Below are 26,238 nucleotides of genomic sequence, written 5' to 3'. Positions count from 1 at the left end.
CTAATGAAACTAAAAAATTATGGGAGCACTTCAAGTGAATAGTGATTGGCAAAAAGAAAACAGCGATGTCTTTTGGGCTGAGATAGCACCCTGCGACCATGTGGTTCAAATCTATGAAACAGATGATAGCTTTTTGGAGTTGTTACTGGGGTTTGTGGCAGGTGGTATAAATGCCGGAGAATGTGTAATTGTCATTGCCACGGCGTCTCACTTGCGGGCCTTAAACTACAAATTGCAGCTTGCTGGATTTGATGTTACATCTGAAAACGAATTGTATATTCCGTTGGACGCGGAGGCAACGCTTTCTAAGTTCATGGTAAACGACTGGCCTGACGAAACGCTTTTTGTGCATTTGGTTTCCGATATTATCGCCAAAGCAAGACTTGGTGGACGTCCGGTTCGCGCCTTCGGGGAGATGGTAGCAGTTCTATGGGCAAGGGGGCATGTAGGGGCAACAGTACGATTGGAGCAGCTCTGGAATAAGTTCTGCGAAACACAAGCATTCTGCTTGTTCTGTGCCTATCCGCAAAGCGGTTTTACACAGGATGCAACTGAATCAGTAATGCATATCTGCGGCACTCACTCTAAAATGATTACAACCAATGAGGAGGGAACTGGTAACATTTTGTATAGGACGATTACGCAGAAAGCAGTTGGTTAATATATAGGTTTGCGTTATGGCTGTCCGAAAAGTATGCTGCATGTTTATGCAGCTTGGTATAAAGGCTTCATACGATGTTGTATCATTACACCTAAGACGTATACAGTTGTGTATATTTGTAGATAATCTTTGTAAGATGCCTAATAAATACCAAGCATATTCGTTTGTAAAATGAATGATAGATTTTGTCTGCAAGTAATGTAGATAAATGGCCTCTTAACCAAACCTGTTCCTGTTAAGCCTAATGAGTAATGTTTGTCATGGAATGAATTTTCAAGTGCTTCCTATCTGTAGATGAAACCGCTAGTCATTGATAGACCGGCATAGTATTATAGAGAATATTATAATACTAGAACTTAACACCCCGATAAATGGATGAATTGTTTGGAGCAGCCGAGCTTTCGCTGCAAGATTTGGAGACGCTTGAAAAGAGCTCCCCGAATGTTATCGTTTATGCAGCACCGGTCATGTTTCTTTTTGTATTAATCGAGTATCTTGTATCGACGCATCAAAAAAGAAATTATTATAAGACCAACGAGACTATAGGATCCATCCTGGTAGGCTTGGGGAATGTTGCCATAGGCGTTTGCATTAAAACCCTTCTCTTCTTCTTGTTTGTGTTAGTTTATAACCTGGTGCCATGGCGCATGGAGTTAAACTGGTGGACTTTTATTCCTTGTTATATTATATTCGACTTTTGCAGTTACTGGACACATCGCATTTCACATCATATTCGGTTTTTTTGGGCGTCTCACATTCCGCATCATTCCGGTGAACAGTATAACCTGACAGTATCTTTTCGCTTGAGCTGGGTACAATACGTAAAAATTATATTTATACTACCTGTGGCGTTGATCGGGTTTCATCCGGTTATTATATTTTTAACCAACCAAGTTGCTGTTTTATTTCAATTCTGGGTACACACAGAGTATATCCGAAAACTTCATCCCTGGATTGAGTATATTTTTGCAACCCCGTCCAATCACCGTGTTCACCATGGGTCACAGTCTCAGTACATCAACAAAAATTTTGCAGCTACCTTCATTTTTTGGGATAGAATGTTTGGGACATACCAACGGGAAGAAGTTATAGTTCAATATGGCATTACCCATAACATCCCAACCAAGCATAACCCGCTACATATCAACTTCCACGAATATGTTGACATGATTAAAGATGTAATACAGGCACAAACAATGAAAGAAAAGTTATTCTATATATTTGGTGACCCTGCATTGATTGCTGACTACAAAGTGTCGCAGTTGCCTAAATCCGGTAATGAGGCAGCAACAGATGGCAGCACTGGCAAGAAACATCAGCATTAAAATATAGCAACCTTATTTTAATAACGCTTTTAATTCAACTTGTAATTCGGGATCGGATGGTTTTTTAGCTTGTACACTTACAATTTTTCCGGCCCGATCAATTATGATGTAGGTCGGCACGCCATACATTTTATAGCTCTTCCAAAGCGCTTGTCTTTGTTCTTGTGTCTGGTTGATATGTATACCTTCCCATTCCGTATCGCCTTCGATCATTTTAATCCAGGCTCGCAGATCGGCATCAACAGAAATATTCAGAAATACAATGTTGCTATTACCAGCGAATTTTTTCTGAAGCCGTTTTGGCGTACGGAATTTCCTCACGGCAAGGCATGCACCACGTTGCCCATATATCAATATATACTACCTTTCCGGATAAGTCACGCAATGAAACCGGCATACCCTCTATCGTTTTGCCTGCAATGTCCGGGGCCGTTTTGCCAGGCGTGATGGTCAGCCATTCTTCATAACTCTTCTGTAAGGCGGGCAAGTGTTTTGAATCGCTATAGGTATTTCTAAACGAAGTAAGAATTGAATCGATAGAGGGTGTAATGCCCGTTGTGCTCAGCCAGTGATTAACATTTAAAGCGATCAGGTATTCTTTTATCTCCGCTGGGTAGTCACCGTTCTTTAATTCGAGGTCCGCTTTGTTTTCAATATACTTCGGTTTGACTGAGGCATCCTGGAAGCATATAGGACTATAAATTTTTGTATGCAGATACATAAGCAGTATCATGTGATAATCAAATATACCCAGCTTCAGGAAAACCGGATCAAAAGGTATATCCCTAATTGCCTGCTGAAGTCGATCCGGCAATATAAATTCCTTTACATCGCTCTCTGCCGATAACGCTTTTGTTTGAAGGGTATATGTATACTCCAAGGCGAGGGCGAGAAGTTTAAGATCATTTTTCTTTTTCAGTAAATCTGCGATATCAGGTGACGGATGAAGGCTATCGATGTAGGCATCGCAAAAATGTGTTAAAGCCGTCTTCAATGAGTCGTAACGCTGTAAAAAAGCAGGTGGTTCTAACTGAGTTATATAGTTACCGCCTTTCGTTTTTATTTGTTCTGTAATGAGCGCACTCTGTGCCAGGTAGTTGGATAAGTCTCCACCGTGACCTGAAAAATGCAAAGGTTTTTCTGGAGCATCTTCATCACCGGATACAGTGATATCGGTCTTTGCCGCTAAGTATACTTCACTGTATTTGTCGCCTAGCTGTATAAAGGCAAAGGTTGGTTTTCGCAAGGTAAATTTCATTGAAACGTTCCCTCCAGCATCCATTTTCGGATAAGCTAAATCGACCTGATCCAGACTCTTATATGCAAAGACTCGTATAGTTTTATACAAGTAGGGATCATGGACTGAAATTTTGACTGGTCCTGGTATATCTTTTTTTCCAGAACATCCAATCAAAGCGCAAAAGGCAAACCATGCGAAGTAGGAGGGCAGACGTTGAAGATAATTCATTATTCCAAGTTGTTGAGCAGTAAACTTACTTGCTCACTTTTAAAATTACCTATAGTATAGCACATGTTTTATGTTTGCATTTTTTTATTCATAAGATCATCGTTTTCCGCGTTCTTGTGGCTTCGACCCGAGCGCGATGGGCTTTACATCAATCATCGTTAATGACTTTATCATTTTTTCTGATTCCTTCTTGTACTTGAGAAAATGCAATGTATTCAAATGTGATTTGTATGCTGCTGAGTCTGCATACACTTCCAGTATACTGACACTGGTTGGTTCTTTCTTGCTGGCCACGGCATACATTACCAGAACACCCGGCTCTTTTTGGAGCCCGGGTAACATCACACTTTGTGCTAGTCTTTTGAAGTTGTCAATCTCTTTTGAGTCTATTTCCATTTTGATAAGCCGTATGAAGAGATTATGAGCAGGTGCTTTTGCAAGGTCAGGTTTCCGGATATAAAGAATTGGCTGAGTTTCTTGCAGCTCAAGATGCTTTACCATTTGAAGAGTGCCCTGTTTATATTTTTGGAAATGTGGAGTAGCAAGATGAGACTTGTACTCACTTGAATCAGCATAGGTTTCGAAAAGCGTAACGCGTTCCGGATTTTCTTTCTCCGCCACTCCATACAAGGTAATGACACCCGGTTCTTTTTTAATGGAAGCTTCGATTTCTTCCTTTAAAAATTCATTATATACATCAAGGTGGGCTGTGTCAACCTCAATGATAGCAAGCCGAACCAGTTGACTGCTTTTTTGTGCTATTGCTTTCGTGGATGCAAGTGACATGGTAACTAATAAAATGATCCGGTAATATATATGTGAGTAATCAGTCATGGTACTTTAGCTTAAGCGTAATTTTTAGTTTGCTTTCTGTATTGTAATCTAATGCGTCTTCATTCAATCCACAACTTTTTCATGGGCTTGAATGGGGAAGCCTAGTAAATATAGCTTTGTTGACTTGCCGCTGATCGTTCCCTTCTCCCAGCGATAGTTATTTGAATACAATCCTTCCAGGAGAATGTCCAGATCCGTTAGTGTATAGGTGCGTGCATTGGACACAGCACCATCCCAGGCAAAAGTGAACGGTATTACCGGCAATATATAAGTAAGTAAAATTTGCTGCCAGGTTAGACCTTTGGCTAAAGGTGTGATGAAAAATGCAGTTATAAAGTTGAAGGGTATAGCGATCCACCACAAGAATGCAGGAAAACTATTATTGCTTATTTCGAAGATGCATATAGGCTGTTTGCTGTCTTTGGCATTTTCCAATATGTTTCGCGCTGTGTCAGGTTTCATGTGATGAAAGCTGCATATCATGGTTCTGATACCTTGCAAGGTAACGGGTACGTCAGTGGCATCAACCGGAGCAGGTAAATATATAATGTCGTTATTATTTAATTTACCCGCCAGATTTTTGTCGGGGTATAAATCTGTTAAGGTTAGTGTTAAATTCTTTATCGAATAATGATTCTTTAACAGGGTTGCAACCCCGGGCATGGGACCGCCACTTCCAGAACATAAATCTATAATCGAGGTTGGGGCAGAATGATCAAATAACCGGAGGATCAGTTTTGCCACATCTTTTTGTGTATTCAAAAGATTATGCATCACCGTGAGAAGCCTGGTCAGACTTGCTCTCATCGAGTTTGGAAACCAGGACAAATCTTCAAACTCAAACAGATGTATTCTTTTCATTTTCATAAATGACAATTTCAAGGCTACACATACCAATGACAAAGTGGAGTATGGGAAGTTAGCTCTTCATTTTGCATGATCTTTTAAAGATTAACTAATATACCGTTTCATTTACCGTGAATAAAAATTTGGGATCTAAAAAACGCGAATGCCCAATAAGTCGAAGTTAGTCGTTGGTTAGAAAAAATGGCAGGTAAAGATTCACTGTCTTCATATTCACTACTGCCGGAAACAAGGCTGATACAATTGGCCTAGCACTTCATCAATCAAAAACGGATTCGGCCTTCAAGTGCCGCATTTTTACCCATATATCCTAATGATGTTTAACACTTTTTGATTTGCTATATAATTTTCTGTTGCATCTTTGATCCTCAATAAGATGATATGACTTCGTATGTTGTAAAGAAGCCCTCAGAACTCTCTTTATCTCAATTCGCTGCAATTCTGCAGTTGTGGCAGATCGAAGAGTGGTTGCATTTGACACATTCTGAATTCGTTGACCTGTTTTACAATAATGAATTTCACATGCTTGTTGATGAAACGTCAACGGTATTGTCGGTATCGCGCATCAACTATAATTTTCAAATCTCCATATCGGACTCTGTTCATACGATCGCAGAATTAGTTGGATTTGTTTCCCAGAAACCAAGAACAGGTCACGGCTCACTGCTTATTGAAAGTATACTCGATTACTTGCAGGAAAGAGGTATTGAAGCCATCGGCTTTTGTGATTTATCAAGCCGCGCATTCTATGAAAAATGTGGCATAGAGATATTTCCCGGCCACTCGAGATTTATCAAAGAAAAAGTTAACGGTCTATGGGTAGATAGCTCGGATGAAGATATTCTGAACTTGACATTAACTGGACATACTAGAAATATTATACAAGGATTAAATGCCTACAGCCCGGCATATCTTATTTCCGGATAGGACTGTTGAGCCATAGATATAGTATAAAGTATCGGACGCTTTGTAACAGCTCCGTTGTAAATCTTCTAATCGTACTATATCCCGCCAACAGAAGAGTTTATCATGGTGCCTGTATACTGATGCATCGGCCATACATTTAACATATTTGTGAATCGTTATCAAATTTAATGATTAACTGTATTCCTTCGTTAAACGAAATGTGTTTAAATTGTCGAGGAGTAATCAGAACGTATGAGCGAAATTCAGTTCGAAATAAACAGCCATGGGCGAGGATCATTTTTTGTAAAGGAAGGTGACGAACGGCTTGCCGAAATGGTGATTAGCATAGTAGGATCAAACTTAACAGTATATCATACTGAAGTGTCGGAAAAACTGCGTGGTCAGGGGACAGCGGCAAAATTATTGTCGACCATGGTTGATTATGTCAGGGAACATAATCTGAAAGTGATCGCGCTATGCCCGTATGTACATGCGCAGTTCAAAGCACATCCCGAGAAGTATACTGACATCTGGAACCAGGATTGGCATAATCCCAAGTAAACCCTTTGTGAATTACGTTAAGGTATAGTTTTGAATTCAAAAGGTATATCTACTTGTTCGGCATATTCTTTCCCGGCATCGTCTATAGACTCATCATCTTCATAAAAATACCAGAGGACTTTTATTCCTCTCACACTTTTTAGTGCATGAAGTAAGTCGAGAATTAATTTGGATGAAGCAGTATTAAAATATTCCAGCCTGAATGCAAAATTAGTAACCGTATTGGGAGCCTTCGCATATTCTGCGATCCAATCTAAAATAGGATTGTAGAAATCAACTGCGTCTTCGGGTAACGATCTGCCGGCTATCTCAAAAATTTCTTTGCTTTTACTTAACGCAACACGAGGAGTATCTTGTGTTTCCTCCATGAATAGATTTTCCATAACCTGATTCTTTCACTTTTCAACTTCGGGCAAAATGTACAAAATGTTTGCTAATTGAAATGATAGAAATATGTGAACGTGATGTCCCAAACGTTAAGTTTCTGATAAAGACGATTGAAAGTTGCAACCGGTTTATACAAAAACGATTCACAGTATCATCGATACGAAAAATTATATATACCGGGTGTTGTGCAACACCTTTCTCAAGGTTTGAAGTTCGAATTAATTTTATAGCAATGTATACCACATTGCAGGCATAAATACTTCAAAAGTGTCCTGCCTTTAAACGAAATCACTGTATAAGGGCAACTTATAAGAATGAAGAAGATGCCACACGCATTTTTACAGGTGGGTGTGCAAACAGAATATGTAGCAACGTACTATTAACGCAGAGCTAAAAAGGTGATTACAGAATAGTAAAGAGTAGTGACCAACGGCAACTCTTCTTCATAGGATCCGAGCATTCCCGCCCCCATGGAGAAAAACTAGCCGTTTGGAGGAAGTATTAATGGAGTGGCATTTCAGTTTGGTTGCCACAAAAAAGAAGTGCTGTTTTTACATTACACTAATCGGTCAATCACGAAGGTGATCGATACTTGATAGTATAATAAACGTGTGTACTATAGATGAAGTCCATCTATAGTATACTACATCTATAGCCGGATTCTTGCAATGCTAGTGAATAAGTACAGGACCGCGCTTCGATGTTTTTTTCGCAGACTTTTTAACAGCCTTTTTCGGTGCGGTAGCTTTAACCTTGGCGACTTTTTTACGCAACGATAATCCTGCGCGGAATGTAATTTTTCGTAAAGCAGTTAAAGAACGCCCTGCAGCTTTTGCAATTTCAACAGTGGGGGTATGTTCTTTAATCAGTCTTTTGATAAGCGCGAGCTCCTTGGATGTAACTTTCTGCCCGTGATTTTCAGCAACTGTTTTTTTAGATTTACTCATGCTTGATAAAGGTTATTCAGGTTAAATTGATTTTTGAAAGTTAGGTAATAACTGTTTATACTTTGGTAACTTTTCGACCGCTATAATTGTCACATGTAAGAATTAACGCAATGTTCAAATAAATCAAAACTAGAATGGCCCTGTTCAACTGGAGTAAAAAGAAGGAGTCGGCGAATGAAAAACCAATGATTTCCAATGAGATGCAGATGCTCTTTGCAAAGCTTTTGTTTACATCTGAACCGACATGGGATGATGCCGTTTTAGAGCAGGAGATTGTCAGGAATTTTCCATTATTTTCGTCAACTGACATTGGTTCAAAGGAAAATCAGCGTTCACGACAATATTTTTTCCGTGATTATATCGTAAGGTATGGTGAGGGTGACCTGCCCGCACAGGGTACTATATTCAAACCTGAAAAAGAATTCAGTCAGCAGACATTAGCAAGCGCATACCGACAGGCCTGGCATTGGCACAATGCTGAGGCAACCGCCGGTACATGTAAATATGACTTGATGGTGGGAGACCTCATGTCAATGTTATTGACGCATCAGGACCGGGTAGAGTACTACCAGAAGTTCCTGACCGCTGTTGTAAAGGCGCTCAAGCCAACTGCTATATATTTCCCTGCGAGTGAGAAACTAATCGAACCGGAAGAGTACTTGAAGCAGATTGAAGAACATGGATTTAGAAATCTATATGCGCTCATCAATGTACGGTTGTTCAATGTAGAAGGGAAGGGGATGCTCATGGATAGTTTAGGCCTTCAGGCTCTGGGGCTTCCGGATTTCCAGATTCAGTTTTTACAGTATGACCCGGGCCAAATCGCTGGATTGTTATACTCGTACGCAGAGTATATTTTTAATCATGGATCTGTTATTGAAGATGGCAATACAGTAGAAGGTGTTGAACAGGGATCACGCTGGAGATGTATATATAGTCGTGCCGCCATACCACCCAACCGCTCTGTTATAGAGATAAAGCCGGAGTAAAAAAGCACCAGTCCCGCTGCTCATAAAAATATAGCACATGTTATAAATTGAGAGCACAAGCATTTTTTGTGTCAAACCACCAACGTTGCTGCGTGGCAAGGAGTCTTGTAACCATAGCATATTGTTATGCCATCAATATAAACAGGAACGATTTTTATCATTGACAAGCTTATTCACACGGGTATGAAACCGTAAAAGCTATGGCAACACCAATTATACGACCTGAGGCGCTCTATTTTTCAGACGATGGCTCAATTCCAAATAGTAAATATCCACTACTGGTATACCGGAATGTTTTTTCAAAGAATGGCGATGCTGGTGCAGAATGGCTGGAGAAGACTTTCGCATCCAACCACTGGACAAACTCCTGGCGTAACGGTGTATACTCATTTCATCATTATCATAGTACCTCACATGAAGTGTTGGGTATATATAGCGGATCCGCATTGCTTCACCTGGGCGGAGAACATGGAAAGAAAGTAGATGTACATGCAGGAGATGTTATTGTGATCCCGGCAGGAGTAGGCCATAAGAACCTGGGTGACGAAGGAAACTTCGGAGTTGTTGGTGCCTATCCGGATGGACGCAGCTATGACCTGAAGAAAGGTGCACCGGAAGATCGCCCGCAAGTGCTCGAGAACATCGCTGCTGTTCCATTTCCTTCGCACGATCCGCTATACGGAAAAGATCGCGGGCTTCATTTGGTCTGGCAATAATGTATCAGTAATGTTTTGTACCTATAGCTATAGATCTAGGTAGTCTCGATTGATCGTTCTTCGAGCTGGTCAATCTTGATCTTATGTTTTCGTTTCAGTAAATCTCTGCGCAAAAAAGGAAAGAAGATCAACGCGATCAGTAAGGTAGCAAGTCCTTCAATCAATATAGTATTGGGAGCGCCCAGGTAATGCGATAGTGTTCCCACCAATAAACCGCCGATAGGTTGCATGCCAAAAAAAGCCATGGCGTAATAACTGATCACGCGGCCACGCATAGCAGGGGCGACCGTAGTTTGAATCAATGTGTTACTAATGGTAGTTTGTGACATCATACCAAAACCGGTAAAGGCGATTGCCAGTAACGCTATAGGTAAATGTGTGAGATGTGAAAATATAATAAGTCCCAGGCCGAAGATCAGGGTGTTGAAGAATAAAACTTTTTTCAGGTTCGTTCCTGACTTGAGCGATGCCAGGAAAAACGCTCCGCATACAGCACCGAGCCCCACGAAGCTATTCAGATATCCGAAGGTTGACGCCTCTCCTAAAAATATCTCCTTCGCATATACCGGCAACAATGTTATATAGGGCAACGCCAGCAAGCTTATACAGGCCAGCATTAACATGATCGTGCTGATGGCAGGTGTATTTTTTAAATAGCCGAAGCCTTCCTTGAGATCAATGAAAGCGTTGTTAACATGCTCACGTTTTTTATACGGTGGCAGTTTCATACACAGTAGCGAAGTGATTACGGCTATAAAACTCAAAGCGTTGACAAGAAAACAGATTGCTGCACCGTATTGCTGCAACACAAGGCCCGAGACTGCCGGCCCGATAAGCCTGGCGGTATGCACCATGGAGGAGTTAAGCGCTATAGCATTGGGCAAATGTTCTTTGTTATCCACCATATCATATACCATAGCTTGTCGCGCGGGTACATCAAACGCATTGATGATGCCCAGCAAAACACTCAATGCAAGAATCTGCCAAACCATATAGTTGTCCAATAGGACAAGCGTTGTAAGCAGTGCTGCTTGTATGAGTGAGGCCAATTGGGTGAAGAGTAATACTTTATAGCGGTTATACCGATCAGCAATTACACCGCCCAGGATTGAAAAAAGAAATGAAGGAAACTGCGCAGCGAAAACAGCAACCCCCAACATAAAAGAGGATTGCGTCTTTTCATAGATCAGCCAGTATACGGCTGTGCGTTGCATCCAGGTACCAATTAATGAAATGGATTGACCTGAAAAATACAATCTGTAATTCCAGCTTTGAAATGCTTTTAAAACGTTGGCCCTCATCCTTCCATGTGCGCAGATGCCTGCTGCCTATCGTGTACGATCCTGTAATGATAACAGATAACGCTTACGAATAAAACAAATCTTTTCGTCTTCGGTGATGCCGCTGTTTGCCAGTGGCTGCTACAAATGCTTTCAACGCAATCATCTATAGCCGGCATCAATTTTCAAGGTTGAAATATATAGTGAATATAAAGCCGGTGATCAAACCGGCTTTCGTGAGAAGCTTATTGAGGTGACTTACCAACACCCGGCCCTTTGTCAGCAGCCTTTCCGTTTTTATCGAAGAAGAAATTCTGAACGTCACTGCCTGAGGCAATCCGAACCCAGTAACCGTTGTTGTCTTTATCTTTATATACTTTGCCATTTTCCCATCCGGTATACCGGTTGTCTTTAAGTGTTTCGCGGAGCGATGACGGTATTTCTGAGGGTTGTACAAGTGTATAGTCTTTCTGGTTGAACTGGTTGGACTCGGTACGCGTGGATGTTCGCGGTTGCGTGCTTGTCGAGTCTTTTGATTGCTGAGCGTTTACTGCGGTAATGCCGATGATAAACATTCCGATAAAAAATCCTGCTATTCTTTTCATGATATTTTTTATGTACTGAGCTGATAAAACTGTGCCTGTGTTAAATCATTTTACTGGCTTCTCGGGTGAGGAAGGCAGTGGACATGTTGCATTTTCATTTGTCGAAATAAAAGGTTGACATGAAGTGTGTACACACACGAAGACACGAACGACTTGTAAATGAAAAACGACATTCTTTAACTTTGTTTTCTTGGCGTGATATTCTATTTTGCCGCCACCCGAAAATCATCGGGTTATATAGATTACAGAAAACTCATCCGAACAAATGAACAGACTTGAATTTTTACAGCGTGCCGGGTTACTGAGTACGGGTTTACTCATCAATACATTACCCGTATCCGGTAGTGATCAATCAAAGTATACTTCGAAGCGTCCTGCTGTCGGGTCGAGAAATTTTTCAAGCAAATCGGTTGAAGCTGCTATTAAAGAATTCAGATCCAAAGTGAAGGATGAAGAACTTGGATGGCTGTTTGAAAACTGTTTTCCCAATACATTGGACACCACAGTATTTTTAAAAGCGCAAGGTAATAATCCTGATACCTATATTATCACCGGTGATATTGATGCAATGTGGCTTCGCGATAGCACTGCGCAGATCTGGCCTTATCTTCCGTTTATGAAATCTGATCCTGCGCTGCAAAATTTAATTGCAGGCGTGATCAATCGTCAGACAAAATGTATACTGAAAGATCCATATGCCAATGCTTTCTATGACGACAACGCTAAAGTAAGCGAATGGAAAGATGACCTTACTACCATGCAGCCGGGTATACATGAGCGCAAATGGGAAATCGATTCGTTGTGTTACCCAATCAGGCTCGCTTACAATTACTGGACACTGACAAAAGATACAACTCCGTTCAATGCATCCTGGAAATCGGCAGTGAAGGCAACGTTGAAAGTATTTAAAGAGCAACAACGTAAAGATGGCCAGGGGCCCTATACATTTCAACGCACAACAGCCTGGGCTACGGATGGTGTTCCGCTCGCAGGATATGGCTATCCGGTGAAACCGGTAGGCTTGATCTGCTCGATGTTTCGCCCCAGCGATGATGCGACTATATTTCCGTTTTTAATTCCATCTAACTTTTTTGCTGTCGTCAGTTTAAAGCAAGCTTCTGAAATGGTGCTCGCAATTTCAAATGACAAAGCGTTGGCCGATGAACTGTCACAATTGGCACAAGAGGTGTCGGATGCACTCAAGATCTATAGCACCGTTGATCATGCAGTATATGGAAAGATCTATGCGTTTGAAGTGAACGGCATGGGCAGTCATAACCTGATGGACGATGCAAATATACCGAGCCTTCTCTCTCTTCCATACCTGGGTGCAGTGAAAATGGATGACCCGGTATATCTCAACACACGAAAGTTTTTATTCTCGGATGATAATCCATTCTTCTTCAAAGGGAAGGCCGCCTCTGGTATAGGTGGACCTCATGCCGGCATGGACATGATCTGGCCATTGAGTATCATCATGCGCGGATTGACAAGTACAAGTGATGAAGAGATAAAAGATTGCATTCGTACATTGAAGGCCACACATGGCGACACGGGATTGATGCATGAATCTTTTCACAAAGACGATCCGAAGAAATTTACACGCAAGTGGTTTGCGTGGGCCAATACTATTTTCGGGGAATTTATCTGGCATGTATACAAGCAAAAACCGCACTTGCTGAATGCCTGATTATTCAGAGAACAATTTCTAAGGTTAACCGGATGTGCTTATAAAGTATTGGTAGTCAGTAGCCAATAAAATAGTTAATGATTTTATTACTAATTATATTAGTTTATTGTAGTTTTGAATATCTAAAATAATTAGTGTATGAGAACGGTAAAAACATTCAACGGCATCCGGAAAATTGAGGATTGGGACATGAACCTGGTACCGCTCCAGGTTCGTGAGATCTTGCAGGAAGCAAGAAAAAGTTTGATTGAGCGACTCTTCTCCGACAAGGGACTTGAAGAGTATATTCAGCATCGCTTCAATGTTAAAGTAGCACCGCAGAAAGCATTACAGATTAAAAGTAAACTGATCGAGTTGCAGCATTCGGGTATAAACCTGGAGCGGTATAGATCCGCATTCCAGACTGTACTTGAAAAAGAGAACAGCCACATTGACTCTGCTATATTCTTTGCAGAGATAGACCAGCATATTCAACTTTGTCTGCGTGAAGTACAATTAGAGTTTGATCCGCTGGAAACATTCCGCATCGATCACATCAACCTGGTGCAGAACACACGTCAGATGTTGATTAGTAAAATTCTTACTGAAACCGGTTTAAAGAATTTTGTGAAAGGTCAGTATTATGAAGAGTTGGAAGACCGTGAGAAGATGCACTACCTCATCGATGAGCTTCGCGATTATTTTTTTACCAAGCGCACCGACTATGGCCAGATGCTACACTTCATTGAAGTGAATCATATGGATATGATTGAAGGCAGTAAACAACTCTTCAAGAACGAAGTGATTGAAATTCTGGATAAACATTTTGAATCAAAGCAAGGATAATAACAAAGGTGTATATCCCTAAAACTTCATCTCTGTCAAGAATTCTGAATACGATTGTGTAGCGATGGTTCTCCTTCAATGGATTTGTTGGAACGCAATTTTACGGGTATGGCTGCAAACGAGCACATACAATTATGAAGGGATTAAAGAAGAAATCGGAGCATACACAGGAAAAGAAAAGCACTTCAAAGCCCGAAGAAGAAGAGGATTTGAAGTCACTCCAGCAGGAGGAAATTTCAGGCTCGCCCGATGAAGAAGATCATTCGCTGGAGTATAGCGATACGGACGAAGATGAAGACGAGGGAGTAGGGGATGGTAATGTAGGCAGAAGTATATCTGAGATTTGAGCGCATGTTTGAAGGAACATATTTGCTCTGGTATATTCCACGGACGGTGAATCTTATACTGTAAATGCAGCGTTAATATATTGATCTGGCGTTAATATAATTATTTTAGAAAGTATACTGCATAGATGATGGATACGCGTCAAGCCTATAACCTTTGGGCCACACAATATGATACCAACGATAACAAGACCCGAGATCTTGAAGCCCACGCATTACGAAAAACGTTAGCCAATATACCATTTGGTCGTGTACTCGAAGTTGGATGTGGCACGGGCAAGAATACACAATGGCTTGTTGAGAAGGCAGAGCATATCACTGCCGTTGATCTATCCGAAGAAATGTTAGCCAAAGCAAAACAAAGGATCACGGCACTCTGTGTTCAGTTTCAACAAACCGACATTACAACGGATTGGGCATTCGCGCAAGAGTCGTATAACCTCATAACGTTTAGTCTGGTACTGGAACATATACAGGACCTCGATCACATTTTCCGGGAAGCTTCCCGCGTACTGCAACGTGGTGGTTATGTTTACGTTGGCGAACTCCATCCGTTCAAACAATACTCGGGTTCCAAGGCCAGGTTCGATACTGCGGAAGGCCGGCATATACTTGAATGTTTCAATCACAACCTTTCCGATTTTATACAGGCCGCCCGGCAACATGGACTCGTCATTGCAGATATAGATGAATACTTTGATGACGATGACCGAAATACAATCCCTCGTATTCTTACTATACTGTTTACGAAACTTTAATTCTCTGTCTATAGTTTATCAGAGCTATAGTATACTTACGGTATAATGAAAGTGTCATCAATACAGTATTCAACGGCTCGCTGAACATGGAATCGTTTAAAATGATTCTTGCAAAAAAATAGTGCATTTGTATAGGAATCGGTTTTTTTCCGGAGGCGATTATTAAACATCCTTTATAAAAATCTCCGCTTTGATGATGGAGTCCAATCCTTTGCTTAATTTAAAACCCGATTAGTAACACGCATACGTAGAATCAAGATGAAACTAGGAATCGCTGCAGACCATGGAGGTTTCGCTTTGAAAGAAGTGATCAGGAATTTTCTCTTATCTCAACAATACGAAGTAAAGGATTTCGGTGCCCACGTACGTGATGATGGAGATGATTACCCCGACTTTGTTGTGCCGTTGGCAAAAGCTGTGGCTGCAAAAGAAGTAGAACGCGGCATCGCCATATGCGGAAGTGGGGTAGGAGCTTCCATCGCGGTGAATAAAATTCCCGGTGTGCGCGCAGCATTAATCCATGATCATTTTTCTGCTCATCAGGGAGTTGAAGATGACGACATGAATTTACTTTGTCTTGGCGGACGTGTTACCGGTGACGAAATGGCAAAGGAACTCATCACTGCTTTTCTGAAAGCAAAGTTCACAGGAGCCGAACGCCATCAGCGAAGACTCGAGAAGGTCAAACAGTTGGAAGGTAAAAGCTAAAGGCGTGAGTTAATCCTTTAGTGTTATCATGAAAATAAAAGTAAATAGTTGACCGTAAAGAGTGCTGTCGAAAAATAAAAGTAGTTCAGGAAATAAAGCTTAGTATTACATTAAATCTTATCTATATAACAATGCAAGGTGATTCTTATATTCTCGGCATGGTCGGTCTTGGTACCATGGGACGTAATCTTCTTTTGAACATGGCAGACCACGGATTTAAAGTGGCAGGTCATGATAAAGATGCATCCAAAGTAGAACTTTTAGGCAAGGAAGCAGTAAAGGGTGATGTTAAAGGATTCACTTCACTGCAGGAATTTATCGGCAGCTTGCAGAAGCCACGCGCGGTAATGTTACTTGTACCGGCTGGTAAAATTGTTGATAGCGCTATCGCGGAGATCGCTCCTTTACTTGACAAAGGAGATCTTATCATTGACGGAGGGAACTCACACTTTACAGATACAAATCGCAGAGCCGAGGAGTTGAAGAATAAAGGACTTCACTTTTTTGGTATGGGCGTTTCAGGCGGTGAAGAAGGTGCACGAAAAGGCCCAAGCATGATGCCGGGTGGTGATCCACAAGCCTATAAAGTTGTACAACCCATCTTTGAAGCTATAGCTGCCAAAGTAAAAGGCGATCCTTGTGTTACATATATAGGCCCCGGGTCATCCGGACATTTTGTAAAGATGGTACACAATGGTATCGAGTATGGCTTGATGCAACTTATTGCTGAGACCTACGAGGTAATGCAAAAAGGATTGAACCTACCAGGCGATCAGATCCAATCTATCTTTAAACAATGGAACGAAGGACGTTTACAATCGTTCCTCGTCGAAATCACGCGCGATATATTTGGCTTCAAGGCACCCGGAGCATCGCATCTGTTACTCAATGATATCAAAGATGAAGCGCGCTCGAAAGGTACAGGCAAGTGGACTTCGCAGGTAGCGATGGATTTACAATTGCCAATCCCTACTATTGATACTGCTGTATCGATGCGCGATCTCTCCAAGTATAAAGCGCTTCGAACCAAAGCATCAGCACTCTATAAAGATGGTGCGTTGAAGATCACTGCTGATCAAACTAAATTTATACAGTCTTTGGAAGAGGCGCTATATTTCAGCACCGTGCTCGCCTATGCACAAGGTATGCATTTGCTGTCGCAAGCTTCTGCTGAATATGGATATGCATTAAAGATGGACGACATTGCGTTGATCTGGCGCGGAGGATGTATTATCCGCTCTACGTTCCTGGAAGATATATACCAGGCCTATAAAAAAGATAATCAGTTACCACATTTACTGTTGGATGCAGGTATAGCACAAAAAGTAAATGGCGTGATCGGGGGCATGCGCCAGGTTGTATCGGCTGCTACGGCCGCAGGTATAGCGATACCAGCCTATACTGCTTCGCTCAGTTACTTCGATGCATTCCGCAGTGAGCGCATGCCTTCGAACCTTATACAGGCACAGCGCGATTACTTTGGTGCACATACCTATGAGCTTATCGGCAAAGAAGGTGTGTTCCATACACAATGGTTCACCAAATAAACTGCTTCACTAATCTACGATCAACCCGTACAAAGGAATGAGCTCAGCAACAGACTCTATTAAATCACAGGCCACCATCTTCTTTATATTTGGAGGAACAGGCGATCTTACTTCGCGTAAACTAGTACCCGCTCTCTATAATCTATTTGTAGATGGATGGATGCCCGATCATTTTTCCATTGTCGCGATGGGACGTACCGGTTTCACAGACGACCAGTTCAGAGAAGTACTCTTAAAAGATATCAACCAGTTTTCACGAAGTGGAAAACCTGATCAGGGAAAATGGGAGGCTTTTGCCAAGCATGTTCATTTCCAGGTCTCCGATATCAACGATTCCAAAACATACGAAGAGCAGTCGCAGCGCATTGCTACATTTAAGAAAGAGGCTGGTATAGATCCCAATGTAATCTATTACCTGGCAGTAGCGCCACGCTTCTTTAGCACGATTGCCGAAAATATATCAAAACATAAGTTAGCCGTTGACGCCACCAAGTCACGGATCGTAATCGAAAAACCGTTTGGTCATGATCTTGACTCTGCACGTAAACTGAATCAATTACTCGGCAGCGTTTTTTCTGAGCAACAGATATACCGCATCGATCATTACCTGGGCAAAGAAACGGTTCAAAATATTCTCGCCTTCCGTTTTGCCAACTCTATATTTGAACCCCTGTGGAATCGGAACTATATAGATCACGTACAGATCTCGGTAACCGAGCAACTCGGAATGGGAAGTCGTGGTGGTTATTACGATGATGCCGGAGCACTTCGCGATATGATCCAGAATCATATACTTCAGTTGCTTTGCCTGGTAGCCATGGAGCCACCGGTAAGTTTTGAAGCAGACAAAGTGCGGAATTGTAAAGTAGATGTACTGCACTCCATGCGCAAGTTCAACCCCGAAGACATCAAGAAGAACGCTGTGCGCGGTCAGTATAGCAAGGGATGGATTGAAGGAAAAGAAGTTGTAGGATATCGCGAAGAGCAAGGTGTAAATCCACAATCTAACACGGAGACGTTTGCCGCTATAAAATTTTTTGTTGATAACTGGAGATGGCACGGTGTCCCATTCTATTTGCGTACCGGCAAGCGAATGCATCAATCTTCATCCGTTATTACCATCCAGTTTAAAGATGTACCACACATGATTTTTCCTTCAGAAGCTATAGAAGGATGGCAGCAGAACCGGTTAATCATCAGCATTCAACCAGAGATGAGCGTGCGCCTGCAGGTGCAAGCCAAACGTCCTGGATTGGATATGACGTTGAACCCCGTAGATATGATCTTTGATTACAACGGTACCTATACTGGCGATACTCCGGAGGCATACGAAACGTTGTTACTCGATACGATGCTGGGTGACCAGACGCTCTTTATGCGGGGTGACCAGGTAGAGGCCGCATGGGATCTGCTCATGCCAATCCTGAATGCCTGGGCTGGTAAAAAGAGTTTGAGCTTCCCGAATTATTCGGCTGACTCGTGGGGGCCGGAAACGGCCGAGGCGCTCATCGCGCAAGATGGCTTTCATTGGTTTACACTTCCGTTGAAAAACGCTAAAAAGTAATAGTAAGATGATTCACGTTTTTGATGGCGCGGATGACCTTCTTCCCGCACTCGCTGATTTTGTGGTAGCACAGGCGAAGGAAGCTATATATCTGCATGGAAGATTTTCACTTGTGTTGTCAGGAGGAAGTTCTCCCAAAAAGCTATATGAGCTTCTGGTCACCGATAAGTATCGCAAGCAGATCGAGTGGTCACGGGTATTTTTCTTTTTTGGAGATGAGCGATATGTACCTGCTGATCATCCCGACAGTAACTATCTGATGGCCAAGAAAGCCTTATTCGATCCTTTGGATCTTTCACCGGGACAAATCTTCCGGATGAAAACAGAACTTGAGCCGGCAGCAGCAGCGGAAGACTACGAGAAAGATCTGCTGGGATATTTTTCTGATAAACCTGTGCGGTTTGATTTGGTATTGCTGGGCCTTGGTGATGATGCGCACACGGCGTCTCTTTTTCCGCACACCGCGGTGTTGCACGAAAAAGAATCGCTGGTGAAGGAAATATATATCGATAAAGTAAAGATGTTCCGCATCACACTAACGGCTCCGTGTATTAACCAGGCTGCGAACGTTGCCTTCCTGGTATACGGTGCATCGAAAGCAGAAGCGATGCATCACATCCATGAAGATGCGCAAAATATAGTCGAGTACCCGGCACAGCTGATTCGCCCGCAAGGCGGATCGTTGCATTGGTTCGTAGACCAGGCCGCCACACAAAAGCTGACGAATAAATAATATATACTATACCACGCGTTTGCAAACGCTATATATTTTAAACATCTCTAAGGACTAATACTCAAAGTATGAAACCAAAGATCAATGTGATTTCACTTCCGGTAAACGACCTGGAGAAATCCCTGGCATTTTATCGCGATGGACTTGGCTTGCCGACACCCGGTATTAACGAAGGTATCATCGTCATTGAGCTGGATGGTGGATTATCATTGTTCCTCATTGAACGCAACCAGTTTGCTTCATTCTCTACTTTGGCAAAAGCCGAGCCCCATCTCTCACAGAGCGCAGTGGAATGTATCCTATCCTGTACAGCCGATAGCCGCGAAGAGCTCGATGCTATCCTGCAAGGGGCAGCACGTACCGGAGGCTCCATTCCACGAGAGGCAAAAGATGAAGATTGGGGATATACCGGCTACTTCAAAGACCCCGATGGTCATCTCTGGGAAATTGTTTGTCCGAAGAACCGCTAACAGAATAAAAACATATTTACTCCACATACCCTGCTAAGGCTTTCAGGCTGTTCACTTTTTCCAGGTATATATCTTCACCCAACAGGCTCAGTATATCTGCAGATTTTTCGGCCAGGTATAGATCTTCCGGATCAGCATCATCTTGCTGCGCGGCAGCATAATAATATTGAAAGACGTTCTGTGAAAGATGTTCTGCCAGATCTTTTCGACCCAGGGCGAGCAGCATGCGCGAAGCCTGGAGGTTGGTAATAGAAGGCGTCAGGTGGTCGAGGTATACTTTATCAACTGCTTCGGTTAATACCTTTTCGGCCAGTGCATGATTGCCTTCTTCATAAAGTGCTTGTGCGAGCATATTAAAAGATTGCTGAACGGGCATGATTATTCGCAGGTGATAGTCTTCGTAGTTGAAATATACTTTCGGGTTCGAAAGATTAGCGTAATCGGATTTCTCTACCAGGTTCTTATACATCAGCGTTGTGTTCATGGCGATGCCGTCTTTGCTTGGTTTAATCGGGAAGAGACGAAACAACGTTCCTTCCTGCACAACATATGGCTTGAGATCCAGACCAAAAGTATTCAGTGAGGTAAAGTTAAAATATATAGGTCTTGTCCATGCGTTACTAACTACCAGGTCAAGAAAAGCCAATGCGTTTTTCTGAAGATAATGCTCCGTGACCTGTAGCGACAGCTCATTGCTGATTTCGGCTTCAGATAAAAAATGTCCGTGATCATTTTTAAGAAATTCATCCTTATCTATTTTTAGGTGGAGTGTTTTGGATGGAAGAACCGAGTATACATCTCCGGTGTGGGTTTGCATGCGCAGGGCAGGGTGGCCGGCCTTTAACAGGGCAAGGTATTTGGTGACATCAATTCCGTTGGGTATACTTTCCTGTAAGTATAGTACATCATTGGGCCCGTATTGCTCATAGTCTTTCTCCGTAAGCGTTAACTCAAATGGTTTTGATTCGTAGTATGCTTTTCGTAACTGACTGATATACCAGTCGGTGTTGAAATAACTCAGCACCATAATGCGCACATCGGTACGATACCCTTCTACTTCCTGCACATACCACAAGGGAAATGTATCGTTGTCACCACCCGTAAAGAGAATTGCGTTGGGAGCACAGCTGTTTAGTAAATTTCGCGCGTTGTCGATTTGAAACGTTCGCCCGCTGCGGTTATGGTCATCATAGTTCTGATAGAGCATCCAGAGCGGAACGAGCGTGGTAATAATACTGCTCACAATTAGGGCAGCTCGCCATTGCTTTAGTATATAATAAAATGCATGGACACCGAGCCCGATCCAGATGCAAAACGCTATATAAGAACCTACATAAATATAGTCACGTTCGCGCGGCTCATTGGGAGTTGAGTTGAGATAAAGAACAAGGACGATTCCGGTTAGTAAAAAGAAGATACTGATCGCAATAAAATCTTTTCGGTTTTTTTGATACTGAAACACGCCGCCCGCTATACCCAGTATCAACGGTATCATCCAATATTGATTTCTGGCTCGCTGTTGTGGATGAACTTGCTTGGACAATCCATCCCAAGGTGTAAGCCAGCGGCTGTTTTGAATATCGCCTTCGCGGCCGGCAAAATTCCAAAGGAAATACCGCAGGTACATGTGGTTAAGCTGGTAGCGTAGCAGGTATAGTATATTTTCACGGAAGCCCGGTTTTTCACCCGGTTGCAATCCTGTCCATTGCCTGTACGTTTCAATGTGATTGGCTTCGTTGCTATAGATCCTCGGCAAGAGCGTCTGTCGCGCAGGAGTATAGATATACTGCGATAGCTTGCCGGAAAATTCATACGAATTATCTCCTTTGTGGTATATCTTTTTTCCGGGCTGTACATCTTCTACCTGGGCATCAAAGTAAGGGCCGTACAAAAGCGGTCGTGAGCCATAGGATTCCCGGTTCATGTAAGCCTTGATCATCGATAAGTTTTCAGGGCTTGTTTCATCAATGGGGGGATTGTGATTTGACCGGACAAACAACATACCGTAAGGCAGAAAACCGGTCAACAGAAATATCACCGCCCAGGTATATACCTGATGCATGGCGTATTTCCGCAGTAAAAATATAAACAATCCGATCAGTGCGATCAGCAGTGTAAAGGCGCCAGTATAAAAAGGTAAGTGCAATGAATTTACAGCAAAGAGGTCCAGGTAAAAGGCCAGTTCAAATATACCTACAGCTATAAATCTGTTGATAAACAAAACTATAAATCCTCCCAGCGCAATGGGTAATACCGCATTCCAGAACGTTAATGGTTTCTGGCTTGTATACCAGGCAAAAGGAAGCACCGGTAAAGCGAGCAGGCACATGGGATGGATGCAATAGGAGAGGCCCGCGATATATACTATAAGAACGAGCCACCGCGAACGCAGGGATTCGGATAGATCTGTTCCCTTCAGAATCATCCATAGAATCAGCAGCATGAAAAAACAGGCCAGGCCATAGGTCTCTGCTTCTACAGCAGAGAACCAGAATGTGTCCGAAAAAGCCAGACATAAACTTCCGCATACTGATGCAATGATGAGTAACGCTGTTGTATACGTTCCTTGCATCTGTATACGGGCGGCTAGCAGGTATATAATATGATAGACCAGTAAAACAGTAAGGGCCGAGAAAAAGGCACTCATGATGTTGAGATTCCAGGCGACTGCATGTACATCTCCGAACGCGAACATTGTAAATATTCGTCCAATCAATAATGACAATGGCGTTCCCGGAGTATGGGGAACCTCGAGCTTGTAGGAAGAGGCTATAAACTCAGAGCAGTCCCAAAGACTTGCAGTGGGTTCCAGCGTCATGATATAGGTTGAAAATGAAATCAGAAACACAAGTATACCGAAAGCAAACTTCCACGTATTCATTTCCAGGATGGCGCGTGAGACTATAGAGGCAAGATTCTGCACGCCGATGATACCGGGTATAGGAAGGAGGAGTCCGGCTAAGAGCAACGGTGGTGCAACCCACAGGGTAAGGATGCCAAAGCCATTGTCTGCAGGATCGAACGCCATGCATATATAGGCTGTCAGGATGAGCAGCAACGCTGCCAGGAAGAATCGGTAGTCTGTTTTAAGGAACATGTAAATACTTTTCACAATGCTACCGCAGCGGGCTTTGGTTTAGGGTTAAGCAGTGTAAAGAAGTGTTAATGCAGTGTTAAAAATGGAAAAGGATTTACAAGTAGACTCTTAATCTGCTATTTTTAGTGTATGAAAAGCAAGCATCTCCGGGGAATTATTCTGGCGGGAACACTGGTCCTTATTTGTCTGATGATTGTACAGGTATACTGGTTTCGGAAGGCGTTTGATGTAGCCGAAAAACAATTCGATCATACAGTGCAGGTGGCTTTAAAGAAAGTGGCCGATTCCGTTGCCAAGGATGCCGAGGTGAAAAAGATGTCATCAAGTTTCTTCTTTGTTGCCACCAACAGTGAACTCAACGATCAACTCCTGGATAGCCTGGTGAAAAAGGAATTTGCCAGAAGAAGCCTCTCCGTGGATTATGAGCTCGGAGTATATAATGCTGTTGACGATACGCTGGTATACGGGAACTACGTAGAGGCAACACGCAGGCTGGAAGCTGAAGTGGCAGGTTATAAACGCAGTCATGCTGAGAAAAACTTTGCTATATACTTCCCCAAGAAACAAAGTTACCTCGCCGCACAGTTGGGCGTATGGATTTTCTCCACCATCATTCTTTTGCTGATGATGGGATTCTTCGCCTATGCGATCGCATCGCTCTTACGCGAACGAAAGTTCGCAGAGCTAAAGAGTGATTTTATCAACAACATGACGCATGAATTCAAAACCCCTGTAACTAACATCCGTATTGCAGGTGAAATTTTGCAGAAGAAGATTGCTGGTCAGGCAGACCAGGTATATATCGATATCCTGTTAAAGGAAAACGAAAGACTTCGCCAGAAAATAGACCAGGTGCTGAGTGGCGTCTCCGTAGAGTATATGAAACGCCCGGTGCTGGAAGCAATGGATATACACCGGTTGATCGAAGACTGTGCCGAGGCTTTTTTGCTCAAGGTGCAGGAGCGGAGCGGTGTACTCCAGCTTGAGTTTAACGCAAGTAATGCTACAATCCTGGGCGATAAAGATCTGCTACTTCAAGCCATCACCAACATCATTGATAATGCGGAGAAATATTCTCCACATCAACCTAAAATTCTGGTGCGCACAAAAGATCTCGGCGATAAAATTGAAATCGACATTTCGGATAATGGTATCGGTATAGCTCCCGATATGCGAAGCAAAGTATTCGAAAAATTCTTTCGTGTGCGATCAGGCAATGTATATACGGTAAAAGGTTTTGGATTGGGATTAAGTTTTGTGAAGAGCGTTATACAAGCTCATCGCGGTGAGGTAAATCTTTTTAGTGAATTGAATAAGGGGACAGAAGTGAAAATTATACTTCCGAAGGCATGAGCGAAAGTCCTCAAATAATGCTCGTAGAAGATGATGAAAGTCTTGGCTTTCTCATCAAGGACACCCTGGATGCGCATGGCTGGAAGGTACATCTGTATGCGAGTGGTGAGAAAGGATTAACGGCCTTTCACAATGGTATATTTGACTTGTGCATCTTTGATATCATGTTGCCGGAGAAAGATGGATTTGATCTTGCCATCGAAGTACGGAAGTATAATCAGCAGATCCCGATTGTATTTCTGACGGCTAAAAATCAACTTGATGATCGCATCCGTGGATTTCAGATTGGCGCGGATGATTATGTGTGCAAGCCTTTCAGTATACAGGAATTCAAGTATCGAATAGAGGCGATTTTAAAGCGCTCATCCGGGCTTGCGGCTACCACGAACAGGTCTTCAATCCTGAAGGCCGGTAACTCCATGCTTGACATTCATAACCTGTTACTCCATGCCAACGGTGAGGATACACGCCTGACCTATAAAGAGTGTAAACTATTGCAAATGTTTTTCCGGCATACCGGAAAGCTTATCGAGCGCGATGTATTCCTGAAAGCGATCTGGGAAGACGATGGTTTTTTTGTAGCCCGCAGCATGGATGTTTTTGTTTCAAAGCTCCGGAAATATTTAAAGAATGACCCGGCATTAAAGATCGAAAACATTCGCGGTGTAGGATATATCATGAAAGATATAGGTACCTGAAATACGGGCGGAATTTTAAACTTAATCTGTATCTTCGAGGCGCATTAAACAATACTCCTTTGCGCATACTTCGTGTTTTCTTTCCATTGCTGGTAACTCTCCTTTCGCTCTTGTCTGCATGCAATACAGATCGCAAGGATAAGACTTCACAGCCGGCATCAGCGGATGCGCCCCCTGCTATAAACTATGGTGTGGTGGCGACCTATCCGCACGATACAAATTCATTTACAGAAGGATTGCTTATGCATCAAGGGATGCTATATGAAAGCACAGGCTCGCCACTCGAAATGCCGAACACGCGATCACTGGCGGGTGTCCTGAATTTGCAGACCGGGAAGATTGACCCGAAAGTAGAGATTGATCGAAACCTTTTCGGTGAAGGCATCACGTTCCTGAACCATAAGCTATACCAGCTAACCTATCGGGAAAAGAAGGGCTATATATATGATGCAACGACTTTTCGCAAGACAGGAGAATTTGCATTGACCACCCCGGAAGGATGGGGGCTTACAACGGATGGTATACATCTCATTATGAGTGATGGCACGGATAAACTTATCTATCTTGATTCGGCCACGTTAAAACCGGTGAAGACTATTCATGTTCACGATCATACCGGCCCTGTGCGCAATGTAAATGAGCTCGAGTATATCCACGGCTTTATCTATGCCAATCTCTATACCACAAACTATATTTTAAAAATAGACCCTGCTACCGGTACGATAGCAGGGCGTATAGATTTGACTTCTCTTGCAATGGATGCTCGCTCCAGGAATGAAAATTCACTGGAGATGAACGGTATCGCATATGATTCTGCCAGCCGAAATGTTTACGTCACGGGCAAGTTCTGGCCCAGTGTGTATGCAATCAAGTTTAATCATTAAGGTATAAAGGTTTGTGAATGATTG

General features: G+C 42.6%; 27 protein-coding genes. 18 read left to right on the top strand and 9 right to left on the bottom strand.

Annotation, left to right across the window (positions count from 1 at the left end; all coding sequences use genetic code 11):
- Positions 1-19 precede the first annotated feature (19 nt).
- Both B5Y40_RS19450 and B5Y40_RS19445 read left to right on the top strand, forming a co-directional pair.
- Entirely contained in the window at positions 20-661 is a 642-nt protein-coding gene (locus B5Y40_RS19450) for an MEDS domain-containing protein (RefSeq protein ID WP_079688525.1), read from the top strand.
- Positions 662-1,032: 371 nt separating this feature from the next.
- On the top strand, positions 1,033-1,986 hold the full coding sequence (locus B5Y40_RS19445) for a sterol desaturase family protein (protein ID WP_079688524.1): 954 nt from the start codon (positions 1,033-1,035) through the stop codon (positions 1,984-1,986).
- A gap of 12 nt (positions 1,987-1,998) precedes the next feature.
- Here B5Y40_RS19445 and B5Y40_RS19440 read toward each other — a convergent pair whose 3' ends face one another.
- The 4 genes from B5Y40_RS19440 to B5Y40_RS19425 form a co-directional block, all read right to left on the bottom strand.
- Positions 1,999-2,307, bottom strand: coding sequence for a TlpA family protein disulfide reductase (locus B5Y40_RS19440; RefSeq protein ID WP_159453745.1), 309 nt, complete (start codon positions 2,305-2,307; stop codon positions 1,999-2,001).
- Complete coding sequence (locus B5Y40_RS19435) at positions 2,258-3,454, bottom strand: TlpA family protein disulfide reductase (protein ID WP_079688522.1); 1,197 nt, start codon at positions 3,452-3,454, stop codon at positions 2,258-2,260. Before B5Y40_RS19435 ends, B5Y40_RS19440 begins: the two co-directional genes overlap by 50 nt.
- 96 nt (positions 3,455-3,550) lie before the next feature.
- Entirely contained in the window at positions 3,551-4,288 is a 738-nt protein-coding gene (locus tag B5Y40_RS29690) for a putative quinol monooxygenase (RefSeq protein WP_159453744.1), read from the bottom strand.
- A 63-nt stretch (positions 4,289-4,351) separates the two neighbouring features.
- Positions 4,352-5,155: a hypothetical protein gene (locus B5Y40_RS19425; RefSeq protein WP_245840658.1), complete on the bottom strand. Its 804-nt coding sequence runs from the start codon at positions 5,153-5,155 to the stop codon at positions 4,352-4,354.
- A 378-nt stretch (positions 5,156-5,533) separates the two neighbouring features.
- Here B5Y40_RS19425 and B5Y40_RS19420 point away from each other — a divergent pair, with 378 nt between their 5' ends.
- Positions 5,534-6,079: a GNAT family N-acetyltransferase gene (locus B5Y40_RS19420; RefSeq protein WP_079688521.1), complete on the top strand. Its 546-nt coding sequence runs from the start codon at positions 5,534-5,536 to the stop codon at positions 6,077-6,079.
- Positions 6,080-6,310: 231 nt separating this feature from the next.
- Entirely contained in the window at positions 6,311-6,619 is a 309-nt protein-coding gene (locus B5Y40_RS19415) for a GNAT family N-acetyltransferase (protein ID WP_079688520.1), read from the top strand.
- A gap of 17 nt (positions 6,620-6,636) precedes the next feature.
- On the opposite strand, the gene B5Y40_RS19410 is transcribed toward B5Y40_RS19415, so the two are convergent.
- Complete coding sequence (locus tag B5Y40_RS19410) at positions 6,637-7,002, bottom strand: DUF1987 domain-containing protein (RefSeq protein WP_079688519.1); 366 nt, start codon at positions 7,000-7,002, stop codon at positions 6,637-6,639.
- Between the two features lie 675 nt (positions 7,003-7,677).
- Positions 7,678-7,953: a hypothetical protein gene (locus B5Y40_RS29830; RefSeq protein ID WP_079688518.1), complete on the bottom strand. Its 276-nt coding sequence runs from the start codon at positions 7,951-7,953 to the stop codon at positions 7,678-7,680.
- A gap of 134 nt (positions 7,954-8,087) precedes the next feature.
- Here B5Y40_RS29830 and B5Y40_RS19400 point away from each other — a divergent pair, with 134 nt between their 5' ends.
- Together B5Y40_RS19400 and B5Y40_RS19395 are read left to right on the top strand one after the other, a co-directional pair.
- On the top strand, positions 8,088-8,942 hold the full coding sequence (locus tag B5Y40_RS19400) for a DUF4261 domain-containing protein (protein WP_079688517.1): 855 nt from the start codon (positions 8,088-8,090) through the stop codon (positions 8,940-8,942).
- 200 nt (positions 8,943-9,142) lie between these two features.
- Positions 9,143-9,658: a cupin domain-containing protein gene (locus tag B5Y40_RS19395; RefSeq protein ID WP_079688516.1), complete on the top strand. Its 516-nt coding sequence runs from the start codon at positions 9,143-9,145 to the stop codon at positions 9,656-9,658.
- Between the two features lie 35 nt (positions 9,659-9,693).
- Here the strand turns inward: B5Y40_RS19395 and B5Y40_RS19390 are convergent, their stop codons facing one another.
- Together B5Y40_RS19390 and B5Y40_RS19385 are read right to left on the bottom strand one after the other, a co-directional pair.
- A complete protein-coding gene (locus B5Y40_RS19390) occupies positions 9,694-10,959 on the bottom strand; it encodes an MFS transporter (protein WP_079688515.1) in 1,266 nt (421 codons plus the stop codon).
- A gap of 224 nt (positions 10,960-11,183) precedes the next feature.
- Positions 11,184-11,543 carry a hypothetical protein gene (locus B5Y40_RS19385; protein ID WP_079688514.1) on the bottom strand — a complete coding sequence of 120 codons (360 nt, stop codon included), beginning with the start codon at positions 11,541-11,543 and terminating at the stop codon, positions 11,184-11,186.
- 265 nt (positions 11,544-11,808) lie between these two features.
- Between B5Y40_RS19385 and B5Y40_RS19380 the strand changes: the two genes are divergently transcribed.
- The 9 genes from B5Y40_RS19380 (at position 11,809) to B5Y40_RS19340 (ending at position 20,182) form a co-directional block, all read left to right on the top strand.
- Positions 11,809-13,233 (top strand): glycoside hydrolase family 125 protein, encoded by a 1,425-nt coding sequence (locus B5Y40_RS19380; protein ID WP_079688513.1) that lies wholly within the window; start codon positions 11,809-11,811, stop codon positions 13,231-13,233.
- Between the two features lie 138 nt (positions 13,234-13,371).
- Positions 13,372-14,058, top strand: a complete 687-nt coding sequence (locus B5Y40_RS19375; protein ID WP_079688512.1) for a hypothetical protein — start codon at positions 13,372-13,374, stop codon at positions 14,056-14,058.
- A 134-nt stretch (positions 14,059-14,192) separates the two neighbouring features.
- The gene (locus B5Y40_RS19370; protein ID WP_079688511.1) at positions 14,193-14,405 is read left to right on the top strand and encodes a hypothetical protein; all 213 of its coding nucleotides are present in this window, start codon (positions 14,193-14,195) and stop codon (positions 14,403-14,405) included.
- Positions 14,406-14,530: 125 nt separating this feature from the next.
- Positions 14,531-15,160, top strand: a complete 630-nt coding sequence (locus B5Y40_RS19365) for a class I SAM-dependent methyltransferase (RefSeq protein WP_245840652.1) — start codon at positions 14,531-14,533, stop codon at positions 15,158-15,160.
- Between the two features lie 258 nt (positions 15,161-15,418).
- Entirely contained in the window at positions 15,419-15,868 is a 450-nt protein-coding gene (locus tag B5Y40_RS19360) for an RpiB/LacA/LacB family sugar-phosphate isomerase (protein ID WP_079688509.1), read from the top strand.
- Between the two features lie 131 nt (positions 15,869-15,999).
- Positions 16,000-17,415 carry an NADP-dependent phosphogluconate dehydrogenase gene (gndA, locus tag B5Y40_RS19355; protein ID WP_079688508.1) on the top strand — a complete coding sequence of 472 codons (1,416 nt, stop codon included), beginning with the start codon at positions 16,000-16,002 and terminating at the stop codon, positions 17,413-17,415.
- A 37-nt stretch (positions 17,416-17,452) separates the two neighbouring features.
- Positions 17,453-18,979: a glucose-6-phosphate dehydrogenase gene (zwf, locus tag B5Y40_RS19350; protein ID WP_079688507.1), complete on the top strand. Its 1,527-nt coding sequence runs from the start codon at positions 17,453-17,455 to the stop codon at positions 18,977-18,979.
- Positions 18,980-18,986: 7 nt separating this feature from the next.
- The gene (pgl, locus tag B5Y40_RS19345; protein WP_079688506.1) at positions 18,987-19,712 is read left to right on the top strand and encodes a 6-phosphogluconolactonase; all 726 of its coding nucleotides are present in this window, start codon (positions 18,987-18,989) and stop codon (positions 19,710-19,712) included.
- A 68-nt stretch (positions 19,713-19,780) separates the two neighbouring features.
- Positions 19,781-20,182 carry a VOC family protein gene (locus tag B5Y40_RS19340; RefSeq protein WP_079688505.1) on the top strand — a complete coding sequence of 134 codons (402 nt, stop codon included), beginning with the start codon at positions 19,781-19,783 and terminating at the stop codon, positions 20,180-20,182.
- A gap of 16 nt (positions 20,183-20,198) precedes the next feature.
- Here B5Y40_RS19340 and B5Y40_RS19335 read toward each other — a convergent pair whose 3' ends face one another.
- A complete protein-coding gene (locus B5Y40_RS19335) occupies positions 20,199-23,279 on the bottom strand; it encodes a glycosyltransferase family 117 protein (RefSeq protein ID WP_079688504.1) in 3,081 nt (1,026 codons plus the stop codon).
- A gap of 129 nt (positions 23,280-23,408) precedes the next feature.
- Between B5Y40_RS19335 and B5Y40_RS19330 the strand changes: the two genes are divergently transcribed.
- Genes B5Y40_RS19330 through B5Y40_RS19320 form a run of 3 tightly spaced genes read left to right on the top strand, consistent with a single transcriptional unit; the run spans position 23,409 to position 26,214 of the window.
- Positions 23,409-24,632 (top strand): sensor histidine kinase, encoded by a 1,224-nt coding sequence (locus B5Y40_RS19330; RefSeq protein WP_079688503.1) that lies wholly within the window; start codon positions 23,409-23,411, stop codon positions 24,630-24,632.
- A complete protein-coding gene (locus tag B5Y40_RS19325; RefSeq protein ID WP_079688502.1) occupies positions 24,629-25,330 on the top strand; it encodes a response regulator transcription factor in 702 nt (233 codons plus the stop codon). Before B5Y40_RS19330 ends, B5Y40_RS19325 begins: the two co-directional genes overlap by 4 nt.
- Before the next feature lie 59 nt (positions 25,331-25,389).
- Positions 25,390-26,214, top strand: coding sequence for a glutaminyl-peptide cyclotransferase (locus B5Y40_RS19320; protein ID WP_159453743.1), 825 nt, complete (start codon positions 25,390-25,392; stop codon positions 26,212-26,214).
- Positions 26,215-26,238: the final 24 nt, after the last annotated feature.

It is taken from the genome of Ohtaekwangia koreensis (assembly GCF_900167975.1).
GTDB lineage: Bacteria > Bacteroidota > Bacteroidia > Cytophagales > Cyclobacteriaceae > Ohtaekwangia > Ohtaekwangia koreensis.
The sequence above is the reverse complement of the archived record's forward strand: the minus strand, read 5'-3'. Positions and strand labels throughout refer to the sequence as shown.